Annotated in this window: 12 protein-coding genes and 1 pseudogene; 7 read left to right on the top strand and 6 right to left on the bottom strand. The window is 72.5% G+C overall.

Annotated features, from left to right (window positions below; genetic code table 11):
- The first annotated feature begins 2 nt into the window (after window positions 1–2).
- The 4 genes from O1G22_RS08000 to dnaK all read left to right on the top strand — a co-directional run bounded on the left by O1G22_RS08000 (window position 3) and on the right by dnaK (window position 5407).
- The gene (locus O1G22_RS08000) at window positions 3–440 is read left to right on the top strand and encodes a hypothetical protein (protein ID WP_270080678.1); all 438 of its coding nucleotides are present in this window, start codon (window positions 3–5) and stop codon (window positions 438–440) included.
- A gap of 93 nt (window positions 441–533) precedes the next feature.
- Window positions 534–2747: a phage holin family protein gene (locus tag O1G22_RS07995; protein WP_428986333.1), complete on the top strand. Its 2214-nt coding sequence runs from the start codon at window positions 534–536 to the stop codon at window positions 2745–2747.
- A gap of 187 nt (window positions 2748–2934) precedes the next feature.
- A complete protein-coding gene (locus tag O1G22_RS07990; RefSeq protein WP_270080676.1) occupies window positions 2935–3360 on the top strand; it encodes an OsmC family protein in 426 nt (141 codons plus the stop codon).
- Window positions 3361–3544: 184 nt separating this feature from the next.
- Window positions 3545–5407 (top strand): molecular chaperone DnaK, encoded by a 1863-nt coding sequence (gene dnaK / locus O1G22_RS07985; protein ID WP_270080675.1) that lies wholly within the window; start codon window positions 3545–3547, stop codon window positions 5405–5407.
- Window positions 5408–6014: 607 nt separating this feature from the next.
- Here the strand turns inward: dnaK and O1G22_RS07980 are convergent.
- The 5 genes and pseudogenes from O1G22_RS07980 to O1G22_RS07960 all read right to left on the bottom strand — a co-directional run bounded on the left by O1G22_RS07980 (window position 6015) and on the right by O1G22_RS07960 (window position 9542).
- Window positions 6015–6248 carry a hypothetical protein gene (locus O1G22_RS07980; RefSeq protein WP_270080674.1) on the bottom strand — a complete coding sequence of 78 codons (234 nt, stop codon included), beginning with the start codon at window positions 6246–6248 and terminating at the stop codon, window positions 6015–6017.
- A gap of 208 nt (window positions 6249–6456) precedes the next feature.
- Window positions 6457–6756: pseudogene (locus O1G22_RS44515) on the bottom strand (right-handed parallel beta-helix repeat-containing protein); the annotation flags it as partial.
- Window positions 6757–6817: 61 nt separating this feature from the next.
- Window positions 6818–7627 carry an SAM-dependent methyltransferase gene (locus O1G22_RS07970; RefSeq protein ID WP_270080672.1) on the bottom strand — a complete coding sequence of 270 codons (810 nt, stop codon included), beginning with the start codon at window positions 7625–7627 and terminating at the stop codon, window positions 6818–6820.
- A 90-nt stretch (window positions 7628–7717) separates the two neighbouring features.
- Window positions 7718–8581 carry a helix-turn-helix domain-containing protein gene (locus O1G22_RS07965; protein ID WP_270080671.1) on the bottom strand — a complete coding sequence of 288 codons (864 nt, stop codon included), beginning with the start codon at window positions 8579–8581 and terminating at the stop codon, window positions 7718–7720.
- A 106-nt stretch (window positions 8582–8687) separates the two neighbouring features.
- Window positions 8688–9542, bottom strand: a complete 855-nt coding sequence (locus O1G22_RS07960; protein WP_270080670.1) for a helix-turn-helix domain-containing protein — start codon at window positions 9540–9542, stop codon at window positions 8688–8690.
- 45 nt (window positions 9543–9587) lie between these two features.
- Here O1G22_RS07960 and O1G22_RS07955 point away from each other — a divergent pair, with 45 nt between their 5' ends.
- From O1G22_RS07955 to O1G22_RS07945, 3 genes are all read left to right on the top strand, one after another.
- Complete coding sequence (locus O1G22_RS07955; RefSeq protein ID WP_428986332.1) at window positions 9588–10724, top strand: ADP-ribosylglycohydrolase family protein; 1137 nt, start codon at window positions 9588–9590, stop codon at window positions 10722–10724.
- A 174-nt stretch (window positions 10725–10898) separates the two neighbouring features.
- Window positions 10899–11204, top strand: coding sequence for a 4a-hydroxytetrahydrobiopterin dehydratase (locus tag O1G22_RS07950; protein WP_225095372.1), 306 nt, complete (start codon window positions 10899–10901; stop codon window positions 11202–11204).
- A gap of 5 nt (window positions 11205–11209) precedes the next feature.
- On the top strand, window positions 11210–11959 hold the full coding sequence (locus O1G22_RS07945) for a class I SAM-dependent methyltransferase (protein WP_270080669.1): 750 nt from the start codon (window positions 11210–11212) through the stop codon (window positions 11957–11959).
- A gap of 85 nt (window positions 11960–12044) precedes the next feature.
- On the opposite strand, the gene O1G22_RS07940 is transcribed toward O1G22_RS07945, so the two are convergent.
- Window positions 12045–14717, bottom strand: coding sequence for a cellulose binding domain-containing protein (locus O1G22_RS07940; RefSeq protein WP_270080668.1), 2673 nt, complete (start codon window positions 14715–14717; stop codon window positions 12045–12047).
- Between the last annotated feature and the right edge of the window lie 147 nt (window positions 14718–14864).

Raw genomic sequence — 14864 nt, 5'->3', positions numbered from 1 at the left:
CCATGGGACAACCGCAGCCCACCCCCGACACGCCCGCGTCCGTACCCGTACGGGTCACCGCCATCGCCAGCCTGACCCCGCTGGAGGAACTGGAAGCCGACCCCTTCCTCGTCGACTCCCGCAGCCAGCACGCCATGTGCGCCCGCTGGGCCGCCGAGCACGGCTACGTCGTCGCCCGCGAACTCCTCGTCGGCGGACTGCGCTTCGACCACTGCGCCCTGTGGGACGGCGTCCGCCCCGGCGTCGACGTGTTCGTCGCCCCCAGCCTGCGGGTCCTGCGCCGCGCTCTGTCCTCCGTCGAGGCCTTCACCGCCGAATGCGCCCGGCGCGGCGTCCGCGTGGAGACCGTCGGCCGCGCCGAACCGGCCTACGACGCCCAGATGAAGGCCCACGTCCATCGCCGCCTGTCCATGCCGACCGCCGGCTACGACGGCCGCTGAGCCCGCTCGGCCGTCCGCCGTCGCCCCGGCCCGGTATGACAAGGTGGAGCGAGGCCCGGGCGTCGAGCGGGCCGGGACGTGAGGGTTCGAGGCGTGCGAGGGGTACGAGGCGTGCCATGGCGGTGGGTTGTCAGCCAGATCGGACGGAGCGTCACCGTATGGGCGGCCTCCACCGTCACCATGCTGGTCCTCGCCGCCCTTCTGCCCGACTTCCGGCTCCAGTCCGCCGACGGCGACAGCCTCACCCGGATCGCCGTCACCGCCGCCTGCGGCGCCGGCGCCTTCGGCATCCTGTCGGCCGTGGTCTGGCCCCTTCTGGTCCGGCTCCTGCTCCTCGTCCCCGCCCTCTTCCTCGGCCTGCTGGTCTTCGTCCTCAACGGCTCCCTGCTGCTGCTCGCCCTGCGCGTCAACCCCTCCGGCCGGGGCGCCGCCGCCCCGCAGACCGCCGTCATCGTGGCCGCCGTGATGTCCGCGGTCGCCTCGGCCACCGGCGCCGCCCTCGCCGTCCGCGACGACGAGGCCTACCGCCGCCGCCTGCACCGCCTCGCCACCCGCCGCCGCAGATCCGACCCGCCCTGCCCCACCACCCCCGGCCTGGTCTTCGTCCAACTCGACGGTGTCGGCCACGACGTCCTCACGGCGGCGGTCCGCAAGGGGCTGATGCCTACGGTGTCCCGCTGGCTGGCGACGGGCGACGGTCTGCAGAAACCGGCCGACGGCGTACAGGAACCGGCCGACGGTCTGCAGAAGCCGGCCGACGGTCTACAGAATCCGGTCGACGGTCGGCAGTCGACGGAACATCGCATACAGCCGACCCATCGCCTCACCCCCTGGCGCACCGACTGGTCCAGCCAGACCGGCGCCAGCCAGCTCGGCATCCTCCACGGCAGCACCTTCGACGTGCCGGCGTTCCGCTGGTACGAGAAGGACTGCGGAGAGGTGATGGTGTGCAACCGGCCGACGAGCGCCGCCGAACTGCAGCGCCGCGCCATACTGCATACAGGCGACGGCGGACTGCTCACCGTCGACGGCGCCAGCCGCGGCAACCTCTTCAGCGGCGGCGCCGGCGAGCAGGCCCTCGTCCTGTCCATCGCCACCCGCCGCCGAGGACGGGAGAACCGTTCCCGCGCCGGCTACTTCGCCTACTTCTCCGACCCTGCGAGCGCCGTACGCACCGCCCTGTCCTTCGTCGCCGAGGTGGCCCGCGAGGTCGGCCAGTCCACCCGCGCCCGCCTGCGGGGACAACGGCCGCGGGTCGGCCGCGGTGGCCTCTACCCCCTCGTGCGGGCCTTCGCCACCGTCGTGGAACGGGACGTCGTGGTCGCCGCGGTGATGGGCGACATGCTGGCCGGGCGCACCGCCGTCTACGCCGACCTGGTCGCCTACGACGAGGTCGCCCACCACTCCGGCCCGCACAGCCGGGACGCCGAGAAGGTGCTGCAACGCCTCGACCGGGCCCTCGCCCTGCTCCAGCGGGTCGCCGAACACGCCCCCCGCCCCTACCGCATCGTCGTCCTGTCCGACCACGGCCAGAGCCCCGGCGAGACCTTCCACGCCCGCTACGGTCTCACCCTCGGCGACCTCGTCCGGGCCGGCTGCGGGCTGCCCGTCCCACGCCGGGCCGAGGGGACCCGCAGCGGTGCCGAGGCCCGCGCCGCCGTCCGTGCCGCGCTGCGCCGGCCCGTGGAGGAGAAGGGGGAGCGGTACCGGCCGGCGCGGGGTTCCGAGCCGGTCGTGCTGGCGTCCGGCAATCTCGGCCTGGTCTCCTTCCCGGATGTCCGGCACCGCATGACCAAGGAGGAGATCGAGGCCCGTCACCCGGCCCTGCTCACCACCCTCGCGCATCACCCGGGCATCGGCTTCCTGCTGGTGCGCAGCGAGGAGCACGGCGGGGTCGTGCTGGGGGCCCACGGTGCCGAGATCCCGCTGGCCGAGCTCGACGACGTATCCGAGCCGCTGGCGCGGTTCGGTCCCGGTGCCGCCGACGCCGTCCGCCGTACCCACTCCTTCCCGCACACCGCCGACATCATGGTGAACTCGGCGTACGACCCGGCCGACGGCGAGGTTCTCGCCTTCGAGGAGCAGATCGGCTCCCACGGCGGTCTCGGTGGCGCCCAGTCCCGCTCGTTCCTGCTCTCCCCGCTGGATCTGTCCGCACCGGTCGGGGAGGGGGAGGAGGAGCCGGCCGGCGCCGAGCAGGTGCACCGCGTGCTGCGCCGCTGGCTGCGCGAGCTCAACGGCCCCGAGGTCCCGCTCACCGCCGACACCGACACCGATGCCGATGCCGAGGAGGAGCGGGTGGCCTGAACGCCGTGGGCGGCCCGGCGGAACGCGACGTCATCGTCCGTTCACCGCGCGTGGGCCGGTCTTCGGCGTACGACGGGCCCGGATGTGATCGGATAGGGACACGGAAACCCGGCAACGGAACATCCGGCAACGGAACATCCGGCAACGGGACCGACCACCCGCGAGACCACCCGCGAAAGGAACCACCGTGGCCACCACGCGCACCGCGCACACCGTCTGGGAAGGCAACCTGCTCCAGGGCAGCGGCGTCGTCACCTTCGACTCCTCCGGCATCGGCCAGCAGCCGGTGTCGTGGCCCTCGCGCGCGGAGCAGGCGAACGGCAAGACCAGCCCCGAGGAGCTGATCGCCGCCGCCCACTCCAGCTGCTTCTCCATGGCCCTCTCGCACGGACTGGCCGGCGCCGGCACCCCGCCCACCCGGCTGGAGACCAAGGCCGACGTGACCTTCCAGCCGGGCGAGGGCATCACCGGCATCCACCTCACCGTGCGCGGCGAGGTGCCGGGTCTGGACGCGGAGGGCTTCGCCTCGGCCGCCGAGGACGCCAAGAAGAACTGCCCGGTCAGCCAGGCCCTGGCCGGTACGACCATCACGCTGACGGCCGAGCTGGCCTGACGCCCGTACGACCGCCGATGCCGCGTCCCGCCCAGGGGCGCGGCACCGCCGTTCCCGGGTACTCGCGCAGTAGGCATCCCGGGATCTCGGGATCTCGGCTTCTCGGGATCTCGGGATTGACAGCGTCGTACGCGCGTTTTCTGCTGATAGTGCCGAAGACGGCCCTGGCGGAAGGGGACGGATCATGGCACGTGCGGTCGGGATCGATCTCGGGACGACGAACTCGGTGGTGGCCGTCCTGGAGGGCGGCGAGCCCACCGTCGTCACCAACGCGGAGGGCGCGCGGACCACGCCGTCGGTGGTGGCGTTCGCGAAGAACGGGGAGGTGCTGGTCGGCGAGGTCGCCAAACGGCAGGCCGTGACGAACGTGGAGCGTACCGCCCGTTCGGTGAAGCGGCACATGGGCGACGCCGCCTGGCGCTTCCCGGACAGCGGAACGGTCGACGGCTCACGGCTGCGCGCACAGGAGCTGTCGGCGCGGGTGCTGCAGAAACTGAAGCGGGACGCGGAGGCCTATCTCGGCGAGGACGTCGCGGACGCGGTGGTCACCGTGCCCGCGTACTTCGACGACGCCCAGCGGCAGGCCACCAAGGAGGCCGGGGAAATTGCCGGCCTGAAGGTGCTCAGGATCATCAACGAGCCGACCGCCGCCGCCCTCGCCTACGGCCTGGACCGGGGCGAGGAGCAGACGGTGCTGGTCTTCGACCTCGGCGGCGGCACCTTCGACGTGTCCCTGCTGGAGATCGGCGACGGCGTGATCGAGGTGAAGGCCACCAACGGCGACACCCACCTCGGCGGCGACGACTGGGACCAGCGCATCGTCGAGCATCTGGTGAAGCGGTTCAAGGCCGGTCACGGCATCGATCTGGGCGCCGACAAGATGGCGGTGCAGCGGCTGCGGGAGGCCGCCGAGAAGGCCAAGATCGAGCTGTCGTCGTCCTCGGAGACCACCGTCAACCTGCCCTACATCACCGCGTCCGCAGAGGGCCCGCTGCACCTGGAGGAGAAACTGACGCGAGCTCAGTTCCAGGAGCTCACCGCCGACTTGCTCGACCGCTGCAAGCAGCCCTTCCACCAGGCCGTCCGGGACGCCGGGATCCAGCTGTCCGCGATCGACCACGTCATCCTCGTCGGCGGCTCCACCCGGATGCCGGCCGTCACCGACCTGGTCCGCGAACTCACCGGCAAGGACCCGCACAAGGGCGTCAACCCCGATGAGGTGGTCGCCGTCGGCGCCGCCCTCCAGGCGGGTGTCCTGCGCGGCGACGTCAAGGACGTGCTGCTGCTCGACGTCACCCCGCTGTCCCTCGGCATCGAGACCAAGGGCGGCATCATGACCAAGCTGATCGAACGCAACACCACGATCCCCACCCGCCGTTCGGAGATCTTCACCACCGCTGCCGACAACCAGCCCTCGGTCGGCATCCAGGTCTACCAGGGCGAACGCGAAATCGCCGCCTACAACAAGAAGTTGGGAGTCTTCGACCTCACCGGCCTGCCGCCCGCCCCGCGCGGTGTCCCGCAGATCGAGGTGGCCTTCGACATCGACGCCAACGGCATCATGCACGTCTCCGCCAAGGACCTCGCCACGGGCCGCGAGCAGAAGATGACCGTCACCGGCGGCTCCGCCCTGCCCAAGGACGACATCGACCGCATGATGCGCGAGGCGGAACAGTACGCCGAGGAGGACCGCAGGCGCCGCGAGGCCGCCGAAACCCGCAACCAGGCCGAGCAACTCGTCTACCAGACCGAGAAGTTCGTCCGCGACAACCAGGACCGGATACCCGCCGACACCCGCGGCGAGGTCGAGGCGGCCGTCACGGAACTGAAAACCCTGCTGGAACAGAACGCCGACACCACCGCCCTGCGCACCGGGGTGGAGAAACTCGCCACGGTCAGCCAGAAGATGGGGCAGGCCATGTACGCGGCCGCCTCCGCCGCCGGCGGTCAGGCCTCCCCGCAGGAGGAGAGCACCCACGACGCGGACGGCGTGGTCGACGCGGAGATCGTCGACGACGAACCCGACAGCAAGGGCGGCGCCGCCTGACCCCCGCCCGCCCGCTTCACGGCCGCCGCTGGACCGGCACGGCGTGACGCCTGCCCAGGGCCTCCCGCAGCCACCGCCGGACCAGCGGCGCCCGGCATCCGGCCCGTGTGTCCCGCGGCAGCCGCCACCGCACCGGCTCAGCCTGGCGCCCGGCCGGTGCGCCCCGGAGCCGCCCTGGGATCACAGCCGCCCGCCATCCGCCGACTGCACCCCGTAACCGCCTCCGGACCGGCGCGGCAGTGCCGCCTGGCCCTGGCGGTGCCGCAGTGCCGCCTGGCTTCGGCAACCGCCCGGCGGCCCGCCCCGCCCAGGGGCGCGGAGGCGGACCGTACCCGCCGCTGGACCGGTGCGGCAGTGCCGCCTGGCTCTGGCGGTGCCGCAGTGCCGCCTGGCTTCGGCAACCGCCCGGCGGCCCGCCCCGCCCAGGGGCGCGGAGGCGGACCGTACCCGCCGCTGGACCGGTGCGGCAGTGCCGCCTGGCCCTGGCGCCCGCCCGCCCGTTCGCCCTGGGCCAGGGGCCGCCGAGGTGTGCGTCCGTCCAGCGCGGTCAGTCCCGGCCGGGGCCCGCCGAGGCGCCCGCCCAGCGCGGTCAGCCCGCCGCTCCGGCTCACATGAGTGCGGTCAGGTTCCTGATCGCCGCGTGTGCCCACTCCTGTGCGCCGGCCGCCGCCCCGGCCGAGCCGCCCATCGCGACCGGGGCGAGTGCGCCCTTGAGGCCGTTCAGGGCCCGGCGCAGCCGGCCCGGCTCGGGGGTGTCGGGGCCGGTGACCTCCGCCAGTACCTCCTCGGCCGCGGCCTCGGTGTCCGCCCGGTCCCGCTCGGCGAGGCCGGACTCCGGCAATTCCCGCAGCAGTTGGCCCAGGAGCTGCGCGAGCGCCTCGTGGCCGGGGGCGATGGCGGAGTCGTTGCGCCGGTTCTGGGTGACGGTCCGGTTGTTCCAGGCGAACTGGCCGCCCGAGACCGGCCCGTGGAACCCGGCAGCCGCGCACCAGCCCCCGGGACTGCCCGACGAACAGCACCCCCTCGGCGTGTACGGCGCTGATCACACAGTCGGTGACGGACAGCTCGGCGTGGGTGTCCGCGGACATGGCGGCCCGCCCGGTGCCGGTCAGCTCGCACCCCGTCAGCTCGGCCCGCGCGTCGCTGACCCGCACGCCGTGGATCCGGCTGCCCTCGAACCGGCCGGCGCGGACCGTGACCCGGCCACCCTCGATCACCGCGAGCGCGTCGTCGGCCGCATCGGTGAACCGGCACCGCTCCACCGTGCCGGTGCTGCCCGCGAACACCGTCCGGCCGTAGAAGAAGTGACTAACCGTCAGCAGAGCCGAGGTGTCCCGGCGGGCGTGCAGACAGACCCCGCCGTGGCCCCGGACCGTGACCTCGTCCAGGACCAGGGCGCCGGCGTGCAGATCACCGCTTGACCGCCACGCCCGCGTACACCGGCACGATCCCCTCCGCCTGGGCCGCCACGTCCTCCGGCTCCGGGCGCCAGCCGTGCACCGGGATGACCCCGGGGCCCAGCAGGTCGAGGCCGGCGAAGAAGCGGGAGAACTCGGGCAGGGTGCGGGGGTGGAAGGGCGTGCCGCTGCGCTGGAACAGCTCGGCGGCCCGGTTCACCGCCTCGGGGTTCAGGTCCGGGGTGACCTGAGACAGGATCAGGAAGCTGCCCGGAGCGAGCTGCCGGACGTAGGTCTCGACCAGGCCGTGCACATCGTCCTCGGCGTCCGACAGATAGTGGGTCAGCGCCACCAGCGACAGCGCGACGGGCCGTGCGAAGTCCAGGGACGCACCGGCCTGCCGCAGGATGGTGTCCGGGTCGCGGACGTCGGCGTGGAGGTATCGCGTGCTGCCCTCGGCGGAGCTGCGTAGCAGCGCCTCGGCGTGCCGCAGCACGATCGGATCGTTGTCCGCGTACACCACCCGGGACTCCGGCGCCGTGCCCTGGGCCACCTGGTGCAGATTGGGTTCGGTCGGGATGCCGGTGCCGATGTCCAGGAACTGCCGCACTCCCGCTTCGGCCGCCGTGCGCACGGCCCGGTGCATGAACCGCCGGTTGGCCCGAGCCCCGCGCACCACCGTGCCGTCCGCGGCGAGGATCTTCCGCGCCAGCTCCTCGTCCACCGGGTAGTTGTCCTTGCCGCCCAGCCACCAGTCGTACACCCGGGCCGGATGCGGACGGCCCGTTTCGACGGGGACGGGCACGGAATCGGGCGTGGTCATACGGGTGTTCCCCCAAGGGCCGGTCAGGGTCGGGAAGAGCAGGGCAGGGCCGGTCGGGGCCGACCCGGAGGGGATGCCCCCTCCGGCAGGTCACAGGGCCGCGCGGAACTCCCGCAGCAGAGTCTGCGTGCGCTGCGCCGACGCGGCCCGCGCCGTCATGTGGTCCAGCACCTCCAGATGCGCGGCCACCTCCCGCCGCGAGTCCAGATACAGGGCGCCGGTCAGATACTCGGTGAACACCATGTCCGGCAGCTCCGGCTCGGCGAACCGGAACAGCGTGAACGGCGCGTACGTCCCCGGATGCGGGCCTGCCGCGAACTCGGCGACCTGCAGCGTGACCCGGTCCCGCTCGGCGTACTCCAGCAGCCGGTCCAGCTGGTCGCGCATCACCTCGGGGCGTGTGCTCACCGGGCGTCGCAGCACCGTCTCGTCCATGATCACCCACAGGTGCGGCGGATCGTCCCGCTCCAGCAGCCGCTGCCGCTCCAGGCGCAGCGACACATGCCGCTCGACCGTCTGCGGCGAGGTCTGCCCGATCGTACCGGCCTCCATCACCGCGCGCGCGTACTCCTCGGTCTGCAGCAGACCCGGTACGAAGTGCGGCTCGTAGGAGCGGATGATCCGGGCGGCGCCCTCCAGACTGACGTACAGGCTGAACCAGTCCGGCAGCACGTCGTGGAAACGCTGCCACCAGCCCGGCTGGTTCGCCTCCTCGGCCAGCCGCACGAACGCGGCCGCCTCCTCCTCGGGCACCCCGTAGGTGTCCAGCAGCACCTGCACGTAGGGGATCTTCAGCGCGACCTCGGCCATCTCCATCCGCCGTACGGTCGCCGACGCCACCCTGAGGACCTTGGCGGCCTCCTCACGGCTGAGGCCCGACGCCTCGCGCAGTTCCTGCAACCGCTTGCCGAGCACCACCTGGCCGACGGTGGGCGCAGCCCGTCGCTCACTCACGCCACGCCTCCCCAACGCGCCGAAGTACCCGGGCAGTCTGTCATGTGATCGCCTCTCGCACACCGGTCCGAGGGATTCCTGGTGGCGCGATTTCGCCGGGCGAGTGTCAACCGGCAAGCGTGTGCAGGTACTTGGCCGTCGCCGGGTCCGCCGGAAGGAACGTCTCGATGGCCAGCTCGGCGACCGTGACGTCCATCGGGGTGTTGAAGGTGGAGATCGACGACACGAACGACAGGATCCGGCCGTCGTGCTCGATCCGCATCGGAAGCGCGAAGTAGGCGACGGATCCGGCCGGTTCGCCGTCCTCGTCGCCGTGCGCGTCCTCCGGCACCGGGTAGGCCGCCACCTCCTCGTACAGGGCACGCAGCCGCTCCGAGCGTTGCAGGGCGATCTGCCGGTCCATCTGCGCCAGCAGATGCCCGCGCCACGTGTGCAGATTACGGATGCGCGGCGCAAGCCCCTCCGGGTGCAGCGTCAGCCGCATCGCGTTCGGCGCCGGGGACAGCAGCTTCTCCGGCACGCCGTCCAGCAGCATCGCGATGCCCCGGTTCGCGGCGACCACCGTGTAGGTCGCGTCCACCACCAGCGCCGGGTAGGGCTCGTAGCCCTGGATGAGACGCTCCATGCCGTCGCGCAGCGCGTCCAGCGCCGGGTCGTCCAGCGGGGTCTCCGGATAGTGCGGGGCGTAACCGGCTGCCAGCAGCAGGGAGTTGCGCTCACGCACCGGCACGTCCAGATGCTCGGCGAGCCGCAGCACCATCTCCTCGCTCGGCCGGGACCGGCCGGTCTCGATGAAACTGATGTGCCGCGCGGAGGAGTCGGCGCGCAGCGCCAGCTCCAGCTGCGATATCCGCCGCCGCTCCCGCCAGGCGCGCAGCAGCGGGCCGGCGCCCTTGCCGTCGGCGCTGGCGGAGGCGGGGGCAGTGGGGGACGCGGAAGGGCCGGAAGCGACAATGGTCATACGCCCGACGGTAGTCGAGGGGGCGTAGTCGAGGAGTTGCTTCAGGTGCGCAGGAACGAACCGTGGACCAAGCCGTGGCGGACGCCGTCCCTTCAGGCCGCGGCGGTGTACCGGGCCAGAGTCCGAGGCTGTCTCCTCGGCGGCGCGCTCGGTGACGCCCTCGGCTACCCGGTGGAGTTCTCCACCCTGGACCGGATCCGCGCCGCGCACGGACCGCGCGGCGTCACCGGTCTCGTCCCCGGTGCTCACGGTGCCGTCGGCCTGATCAGCGATGACACCCAGATGACCCTGTTCACCGTCGAGGCCCTGATCCAGGCACACGCCCGGCAGCGTGAGAAGGGCACCGGCGGCGCCTGGCCCCTGCTGCTGCGCCAGGCCTACGAGCGCTGGCTGGAGACCCAGTCCAAGCCCGGTCCCGAGCAGCCGGCGCCGCCGCGGCCCGGCGTACCGGTGAACGCCCCGGCAGGCACGCCGTCCGCCGGCCTGGTCACCGAGGCCTGGCTGTATGCCCGCCGCGCCCCCGGCAACGCCTGCCTCTCCGGCGTCGCCCAGATGTACGCACCCGACCCCGCGCTCCCGCTCGACGGCACACCCGGCGAGGTCAACCCCGACTCCAAGGGCTGCGGCACGGTCATGCGCTCGGCCCCCTTCGGCCTGATGGGCGGCCCCGCCGAGGAGGCGTTCGGCATGGCGGCGCGCGGCGCCCAGATCACCCACGGTCACCCCACCGGCTACTACGCGGCGGGCGCGCTCGCCGCGATCGTGGCCCACCTGGTCGCCGGTGACTCCCTGGAGGGCGCGGTGCTGCGCACGGTGCGGCTGCTGGAGCGCCACCGCGGCCACGACGAGACCACCGCCGCCCTGCGCGAGGCCCTGGACCTCGCCGCCGACGGTTCCCCGACGGCCGAGAAGGCGGAGTCCCTCGGTGCGGGCTGGGTCGCCGAGCAGGCCCTCGCCATCGGCGTCTACTGCGCGCTCGCCGAACCTCGCCCCGACGAGGCGCTGCTGCTGGCCGTCAACCACTCGGGCGACAGCGACTCCACCGGCTCGATCTGCGGCAACCTGCTCGGCGCCCTGCACGGCGACACCGGCCTGCCGCACGACTGGGTGGCCCGGGTGGAGGGCCGGGCCCGGATCGCCGCACTCGCCGACGACCTGGCGGCTGAGGCCGTACGCGGCTGACGTGGCGAAGGGCGCATGTGGCCGGCGTGGCGGAGTGCGCACGCGGCCGACGTGGCGGAGTACGTACGCGGCCGACGTGGCAGGCTGAAGTCGTATCCGGTGACCGGCCCGCCGTACACCGCCGCGCCGCCGCCGTACCCCGTCGTCCCGCCGTCGTGAAGGGAGCCGAACGCCATGGCCGTAGAACCGCTGTCGCAGAAGGAGATCGAGGACCGGCTGGCGGAGCTGCCCGGCTGGTCGCTGGACGGCGACCGGCTCACCCGCACCTACCGGCTCGGCTCGCACATCGCGGCGGCGGCGTTCGTCGCGCACATCGCCGCCGTCCAGGACGAGCTGGACCACCACTCCGACCTCACCCTCGGCTACAACACCGTCTCCCTCAGCGTGCACACCCACAGCGCGGGCGGTGCCGTCACCGCGAAGGACTTCGGTCTCGCCCGCAGGGTGGAGGACATCGCCCCAGGTCACGGCGCACACTGAGGGGCGTGCTCGATTACGACAAGGAAGCCGACGCCTACGACGCGTCCCGCGGCGGCGAGGCTCGCGCCCACGCCGCCGCAGCAGCGGTGCTCGACCTGATTCCCGAGAGGCCGGGCCGGCTCCTCGACGTGGCCTGCGGCACCGGCATCGTCACCCGCCGGCTGGCCGCCGGCCGCCCCACGCTGCGGGTGACCGGCACCGACCTCACCTCCGCCATGGTCCGCAGAGCGGGGGCGCGGCTGCCGGGCGCCGTCGTCCGGGCCGACAGCCGCCAACTCCCCTTCGGCACCGGCACCTTCGACGCGGTCACCAGTGTCTGGCTGCTCCATCTGCTGGACGATCCCGAGGACGTCCGCGCGATCATCGCCGAGTGCGCACGCGTGCTGCGGCCCGGCGGGGTCTATGTCACCACCGTCGACAAGGCCGCCGCGCACGACGTCGGCAGTGACATCGACGCCGTTCTCGCGCCCCGGCCGCGCCGTCCCGCCCAGGACGCCGCCGCCACCGTCACCGCGCACGCCGCCCGGCACGGGCTGGAGGCGGCCGGCGGCACCGAGTTCCACGGCGTCGGTCAGGGCCGCAGCCCGCGCGCCACCATCGCCGACCTGCGCCGCGGCTGGTTCACCCTGCTGCCGCCGGGCGAGCCCCGCACCGAGGAGTTCGCGACGCGCCTGGCCGCCCTCCCGGACCAGGACCGCCCCCGCCCGGACCCGGTGTTCGCGGTGCGGGCGTACCGGAAGCCGGAACAAAGCTGAGCTGCACCCAGTTCCCGGGCGGTGGTCCCCCCTGAACGGCAGCGGGCGCGCGCCCGGTTCGACGCGCGCCCGCCTTCGAAGGATGTCAACCGACCGTGCAGCTCTGATCGTTCAGGGCGAAGGAGGCCGGCTTGGAGTTGGTGCCCGACCAGCTGCCCGTGAACCCGAAGTCCACGGACGAGCCCGCCGCCACCGTCCCGTTCCAGCTCAGATTCTTCGCGGTCACCGCCGAACCCGACTGGGTGTGGTCGGCGTTCCACAGTTGCGTGATCCTCTGTCCGTCGGCGAAGGACCAGCCGAGCGACCAGCCGTTCCACGGACCTGAGCCCGTGTTCGTCAGCCGCACATCCGCCTGGAAGCCACCGGACCACTGGCTGGTCACCGTGTACGTCACCGAGCAGGCGCCGGACCCCGGGGGAGTCGTACCCCCGCCCGAGCCCGTGCCGCCGCTCGTGTCGGACGTGTCGCCGTAGACGACCCCCCGGCCGTTGGTGGAGACGTACACGCGGCCGTACACCCTCGGGTCGCCGGTGATCGCCGCTCCGGTCCAACCCCACTGGTGGGCATCGTCGTTGATGCGCGTCCAGGTCGCGCCCTCGTCGGTCGAACGGAAGATGCCCCGCACGCCGCCGATCTTCGCGCTGGTGAAGAGCGTCTGGTACGCGGCTCCGCTCGCCGCCTTGCCGAAGCCGATCGTGTCGGCCTGGTCGACGTTCGACAGCCTGGTGAAGCTCGCGCCGCCGTCCGTGGAGTGCCACAGGCCGTACGCGCCGTCCGTCGCACCGCCCGCCAGCCATACGTCGCCCTTGGTGCCGGGCAGCGCCTTGAAGCGGACGCTGTCACCGCTCGGCAGGCCGGCCGCCGCGGACGCGGTGAACGTGGCGCCGCCGTCCGAACTGACGTAGAACTTCCCGGACTTGAAGCCGTAGAAGGTCTTGGGGTCGACCCGGTCCGACTCGACGATCGCGCCGGCCGGGATGCCGCTCGACGCCGACCAGGAGGATCCGAAGCCCGTCGTGTACTGCACGCCCGTGCCGGCCGGGCTCCACACGAAGCGGCTTCCGTCGGAGGCCGCCGCCACCGTGCCGCCACCGCTCACCCCTGACGGGTCCGTGCCCGCGAACCAGTTGGCGCCGTTGTCCGTCGAGAACGCGATGTGCGGACCGGAGTCCAGATTGCCCACCCGGACCACGGTGTTCGGGTCGGTCTCGGCGAAGTCCAGGCTCGTGGTGGTCGTGAACGTCGGGGACGTGTACATCAGCGACGGCACCTTCGTCGGATCCGTGTGCCGGAAGCCGCCGATGTCACCGAGGGCGCTGAAGAGCTGGGCGCCGCCGGACGGCGGTGAGGCCAGGTCGTTGACCGAGGTCTCCTCCAGACCCTGCACCATCGGCTTCACCGCGAACTGCCCGCCGCTGTCCCAGTCGGTCAGGTTCTCGGTGCCGTACAGGGTGGCACCCGTCCCGTACATCATCCGGTTCGAGTCGAACGGGTCGATCTCCAGCGACTCCGTCATCCAGCCCAGCTTCGGCGTCTGCTCCGGCGGGGACGGATTCGCGCCGAACGTCAGCCAGGGCGAGGAGGACACGTCGATCGTGTAGCGGTTCGAACGGTTGGGATACGACGTGTAGTCCCAGGCCTTGGTCCAGGTGGCCCCGCGGTCGGTCGAGCGGAAGATCTGGGTGTCCGGCCACCAGGAACTGTATGCCGTAGCCATGATGGTCGACGGATGCATACGGTCGACCGTCAGCCCGCTGAAGCCGTAAGAGGTGTCCGACTCCGCCACCGGGCTGATGTTCGTCCACGTGCCCGTCGCGGTCGCGTACCGCCACAGCCGGCCCTTGCCGCCGTCGTACGGACCGCCCTTGTCGCTGTATGCGATATACAGAAAGCCGTTCACCGCATCCAGTACACCCTTGTGCGCCAGATACCCCGTCGGCTGGCCCGGAAGCCGCGACCACGTCGCGCCCGCGTCCGTCGACCGGTACACCGCGTTGTCCTTGTCGGCGACCCCCACGTAGATCGTCTTCGTCGCGCTCCCCGACGTCCCCGTGGACTCGTCGAAGGTGACCCACACGATCCCCTGGTTGTCGCCGGCGTACCCGGTCGTGTCGGTCGGATCCTGCTGGTAGTCGCCGGGATTCGGGAAGCTCGTCACCTGCGACCAGGTCACCCCGGAGTCCGTCGACCGCCACAGGCCCTTGCCGCTGGGCGCGCCCAGATACAGCACACTTTCCTTGTTCGGGTCGATCGCGAGCCGCTCGCCCATGCCCCGGCCCGGCATGTTGCCGCCCAGCTTGAACGGCAGATCCGTCTTCTGCCAGCTCGCGCCCCGGTCCGCGGAGCGCAGCACCGCGCCGTTCGTCGGATCCCAGCTGTTGGTGTACGTGCCGACCGCCGCGTACACCTTGTCCGGGGCGGCGGAGTCGGAGGCGAGGCTGACCACGCCCGTGTGCCCCCACTCGGCCCAGCCGACGGAGTCCAGCAGCGGGGTCCAGGTCTTCGTCGACTGCTGCCAGCGGTAGGCGCCGCCGATGTCGGTGCGGGCGTAGATCAGATTCTTCTCGGAGCGGTTGAAAATGATCCCGGGGACGAAACCGCCGCCGTCGATCCGGGCGTTCTTCCAGGTGTACGTGTCCGCGGCGACGGTCACCTTCGGCGCCGGCGCGGCCGTGGCCGCGGCCAGTGCCGGGGGAGTGCCCGCGAGCAGCCCGGCCGCGAGGGTGAGCACGGCCGCGAGTACGCGGAATCTGCGCATGGCGGGGGTCCTTCCTGCGTGCGAGGGGGTCTTTCCTTGCGTGCGAGGAGGGCATGACGTGACGACCGGGCGGTCCCCTGTGCGGGAGGGGACCGCCCGGCCCTTGTTCGACCCCGTCGCCCTGTGACGGGGTCGTGTACGCGGAGC

Origin of the sequence: Streptomyces camelliae (assembly GCF_027625935.1) — a bacterium.
Lineage (GTDB): Bacteria > Actinomycetota > Actinomycetes > Streptomycetales > Streptomycetaceae > Streptomyces > Streptomyces camelliae.
This window is presented reverse-complemented; position numbering and strand designations above follow the sequence as displayed.

Coding starts and splice junctions, on each gene's coding strand:
- O1G22_RS08000 (WP_270080678.1), top strand. CDS start 3: ATGGGACAACCGCAGCCCACCCCCGACACGCCCGCGTCCGTACCCGTA.
- dnaK (WP_270080675.1), top strand. CDS start 3,545: ATGGCACGTGCGGTCGGGATCGATCTCGGGACGACGAACTCGGTGGTG.
- O1G22_RS07970 (WP_270080672.1), bottom strand. CDS start 7,627: ATGACCACGCCCGATTCCGTGCCCGTCCCCGTCGAAACGGGCCGTCCG.
- O1G22_RS07960 (WP_270080670.1), bottom strand. CDS start 9,542: ATGACCATTGTCGCTTCCGGCCCTTCCGCGTCCCCCACTGCCCCCGCC.
- O1G22_RS07950 (WP_225095372.1), top strand. CDS start 10,899: ATGGCCGTAGAACCGCTGTCGCAGAAGGAGATCGAGGACCGGCTGGCG.
- O1G22_RS07940 (WP_270080668.1), bottom strand. CDS start 14,717: ATGCGCAGATTCCGCGTACTCGCGGCCGTGCTCACCCTCGCGGCCGGG.